The organism is Mycoplasmopsis alligatoris A21JP2, from assembly GCF_000178375.1.
Taxonomy (GTDB): Bacteria; Bacillota_I; Bacilli_A; order Mycoplasmatales; family Metamycoplasmataceae; genus Mycoplasmopsis; species Mycoplasmopsis alligatoris.
On sequence record NZ_ADNC01000012.1, the window covers coordinates 1 to 4,013 of the forward strand.

The following is a 4,013-nucleotide window of genomic DNA, read 5'->3' on the forward strand; positions in this document are numbered from 1 at the left end:
AATTTTTGCTCTTACTGAAAAACAAGTACACTTTTTAAGTAATTGAAATCTTTTTGTTCCTGAAACTAATCCTTTAAACTATTTAAATGAAACTATTCAATTTAGTCAAATTTCAAAATTCAAAAAATTCTTTTTATGACTTTATATTTATGCAGTTCCTTATCTAACTCTTGTTTTATATTTAGGTGTTTTATCGATTTGAATATATTTCATATTTTTTGCAGCATAGTGTATAATTCATAAGAGCCGATATCGAGATGGAAATATCCACGTTATATCAAAGCGAACAGCCTAAGCATGCTTAGGTTTTTCTTTATAAATTTTTGAATAAATATTTCTTTATATTTAAAATTAAATATAATTACTTTATGAATTCCAAATATAATATTTTTTCCGATGATAAATTTAAAGAATTAATTCGTGCTGATGATAATTATAGTTATTTAGCAAATTGAATTGAACAAAATCCAAATGCTTTTTTAACAAAAAGTCAAGATCAATTAAGTGGAGAAATTTTTGTTTCACAAGCTTCAATAAGTCGTTTTGTCAAGAAAAGTGGTTTTAATAACTATCGTGAGTTACAAGTTTTTGTTGCAATGAAAGCTCAAGAAGTTATCCCTACAATGGAACTAGAACTTAAAAAGGGCAATAAAATAAATGATTTAAAAAATAATGTTTTTTTGCAATATAGCAATTTAACAAAAATAGTTTATAACTCAATTGATGAGAATATTTTAGAAAATGTTGTTAAAGATTTACTTAATAGTAAAATCATATTCATCATGGGTATAGGAACAAACGGTGAAATTTCAAGTTATTATGCACGTCAATTTCGTAAGTTTGGAATTAATGCTTATGCCATTAATTCCATTCATGATTTTGTAGAAGAAATTGAAGGATTTGTTGGTCAAAACATCCATTGCATTTTATTATCAAAATCATTTAAAACTAAAGAAATTTTAAACGCAACTTTGATTCTTCTTAAAAAGAAAATTAATTATTCTATTATTACTACCAATGCAAACTTAAATTACACAGGATGTAAAAATATATTACTTTATCAATATTTTGATAAAAGATCTTATTCGTTTGACATAGCCAATAAAATAGCACTATATATGGTTTTAGATATTATATTATTAGCTATGGCTTCAGTTATAGATCCAGAAATGGAAACATTTAAAAAAACTCAAAGTCTTTTACAAATTTACAAGTAGCAAGAAATGAATTAAATATTCACTTATCTTGCTTTTTTTTCATATTTTTTCCACAATTTCCATAGTATAAAAAAATTTACGATTAAATCATTCTCTAAGTAAGTACTTTAAATAATACTTCTAAAATTGAAATAGACACATTAAATAAGGAGGTCTCTTGAAAGAAAAAGTATTTAAATATCTAAAAATGGTTCTTGTCGCTTTACTGTCAATGAACTTAATTGGTTTATATTTTATTTACCAAGCACAATTTGCTGAAACTAAACCAATATTAGATTTTTTACCAGGCATAGCAGAAACATACGCTAAAGTTAGAACTCAATTATCTTGAATTGGTTTAGCTTTATTAGTAACTGCATGAATATTATGAGAATTTGCAATTTCTAAAAGCGGTAATAAGATTTTAGGAATGATATCAGTTGGTGTCTTTGCAGTGCAAATGATTGTTACACTTAATTTGGTTTCAGATATTGCATTAATTTTAGCTTTTGGAATTATGAGTGCATATATAGTAATGGAATTACCATGAAAAAATGCTAAAAAATTCACTCAAAATATGAATGAAAATGCACAAAACAACAAAGAAAATAATTCAAAACTAAAAAAATTATTTAGAAAATAGAAAGGAAATATGAACTTTACAACAAAATATGCACGTTCAAGTCAAGAAGTTTCAACAATGAAAACTGAAGAATTAAGAAATAATTTTTTAGTTGAATCTCTTTTTGAAAATGGACAAGCCAATATTGAATACTTACATTATGATCGTATTGTCGTTGGTGGTGTAGTACCGCAAAATAAATCAATAAATTTAGAAATCAATACTCAAATTGGAGCAAAATTCTTCTTAGAAAGAAGAGAGTTAGGAATTATTAATATAGGAGGTAGTGGAAAAGTTGAATTTGATAATGGTTCAGAAGAATTATTAAATTTAGATGGTTTATACTTACCAGTTGGAAATCAAAAAATTGTTTTTAGCTCACTTGATGCTAAAAACCCAGCAAAATTCTATTTATTTTCAACTCAAGGATTGCTTAAATTCCCTGTGGTTAAGGTAAATATAGCAAAATCACAAGCAATAAATCTAGGTGATGTTTCACAATCAAACGTTAGAACAATTTATCAATATTTCCATCCTAATGTATGTAAAACTAACTCTTTATTAATGGGAGTAACACTTTTAGCAGAAAATAATATGTGAAATACAATGCCTTGTCATACTCATGAAAGAAGAACTGAATGTTATTTATACTTTAATGTTAAAGAAAATGACAGAGTTATACATTTAATGGGTAAACCACAAGAAACAAAACATTTAATAGTTGCTAATCAAGGATTTGTTATTTCACCTTCATGAAGTGTTCATTCAGGAGTAGGAACTTCTAATTATTCATTTATTTGAGCAATGGGTGGTGAGAATTTAGATTACACAGATATGCAAGGTGTTGCAACTAAGGATCTTAAATAATGTTTATACAAAATAACAAAGATATTTTGTTAAAAAACACATTGCTCTTAAATCCTAAATTAGGTAAAAAACAAATTAAAAAAGCCATTGAAGATGCACTAAAACAAGTTGATTTAAATATTGCTTATTTTGGTGATAATACTTATCCTACACCTCAAACTTTTGACGATAAGTATAAAATAATGGACAATACTGAATGAACTAATGGATTTTGAACTGGTCAAATTTGACTTGCGTATGAATACACAAAAAATCCAAAATACCTAGAAGTAGGACTAGAACATGTTCAATCTTATTTACATAGAATCGAAAATAAAATAGAAGTTAATCATCATGACATGGGATTTTTATATTCACTTTCATGTGTTGCCGCTTATAAACTAACTGGAAATTTAGATGCTAAAAAAGCTGCCTTATTAGCTGCAGATAATTTAGCAAGTCGTTATAGTGACAGTGGAAAGTTCATTCAAGCATGAGGTAATATTCATGGCAACGATAATTACAGATTAATAATTGATTGTTTATTAAATATTCCACTTTTATTTTGAGCAGCTCAAAATGGTGGTAATCCAGAATACAAACAAATTGCTTTAAACCATTTTAATACTTCTTTAAAAAGTGTTATAAGAAATGACGGAACAACATTCCATACATATTATTTTGATAAAGAAACAAATAAACCACTTTATGGAAAAACTCGTCAAGGTTATAATGATGAATCTTGTTGAGCTCGTGGTCAAGCATGAGGAATTTATGGAATTCCTTTAACACTAAAATACATTTCAGACATGAATTTGTTAGATAAAGATACTTTAAATATTTATCAAAAAGTTGTAAATCAGTTTTTAAACAACTTAGGAAGCAATGATTTTATTGCTTACTGAGACTTAATTTTAAATAATGATGATAAACACTCAAGAGACACATCTGCCAATGCTATAGCGGTTTGTGGTCTTTTAGAAATGAAAAAACTAAAATTATTAAAACCAGAATTACTTGAAGTTTATGAACGTGCTGCTAATAAAATGATGCAGTCACTAATAGACAAATATGCCCTTTTAAAAATGGGACCTGGAAGTCCAATTCTATACCATGGTGTCTATTCATGACATACAAATAAAGGTGTAGATGAAGGAAATATCTGAGGTGATTATTTTTACTTAGAAGCTTTAATGAGACTTTTAAATGAAGATAACCAAGAAGTATACTGATAAGGAGAAATATGGCAAAAATTATTCATGCCAGAGTCGATGAAAGACTTATGCACGGACAAGCATCAATCTGAATGCAAGTTAACGGATGTAACTCTGTTATAGTAGCAAACGATG

The 4,013-nt window shown here is 27.0% G+C and carries 5 protein-coding genes; all 5 read left to right on the plus strand.

Annotated elements, in window-relative coordinates:
- Positions 1–229, plus strand: a 229-nt coding sequence (locus MALL_RS04490) for a hypothetical protein (RefSeq protein ID WP_040545532.1), incomplete at its 5' end; no start/stop codon positions are given.
- Positions 230–368: 139 nt separating this feature from the next.
- The gene (locus MALL_RS01725; protein ID WP_005683477.1) at positions 369–1,217 is read left to right on the plus strand and encodes a MurR/RpiR family transcriptional regulator; all 849 of its coding nucleotides are present in this window, start codon (positions 369–371) and stop codon (positions 1,215–1,217) included.
- 157 nt (positions 1,218–1,374) lie between these two features.
- Positions 1,375–1,839 (plus strand): hypothetical protein, encoded by a 465-nt coding sequence (locus tag MALL_RS01730; protein ID WP_005683476.1) that lies wholly within the window; start codon positions 1,375–1,377, stop codon positions 1,837–1,839.
- A 9-nt stretch (positions 1,840–1,848) separates the two neighbouring features.
- Positions 1,849–2,685, plus strand: a complete 837-nt coding sequence (kduI, locus tag MALL_RS01735) for a 5-dehydro-4-deoxy-D-glucuronate isomerase (RefSeq protein ID WP_005683475.1) — start codon at positions 1,849–1,851, stop codon at positions 2,683–2,685.
- Positions 2,685–3,899, plus strand: a complete 1,215-nt coding sequence (locus MALL_RS01740; RefSeq protein WP_005683478.1) for a glycoside hydrolase family 88 protein — start codon at positions 2,685–2,687, stop codon at positions 3,897–3,899. The genes kduI and MALL_RS01740 overlap by 1 nt, the downstream gene beginning before the upstream one ends.
- The last annotated feature ends 114 nt before the right edge of the window (positions 3,900–4,013 follow it).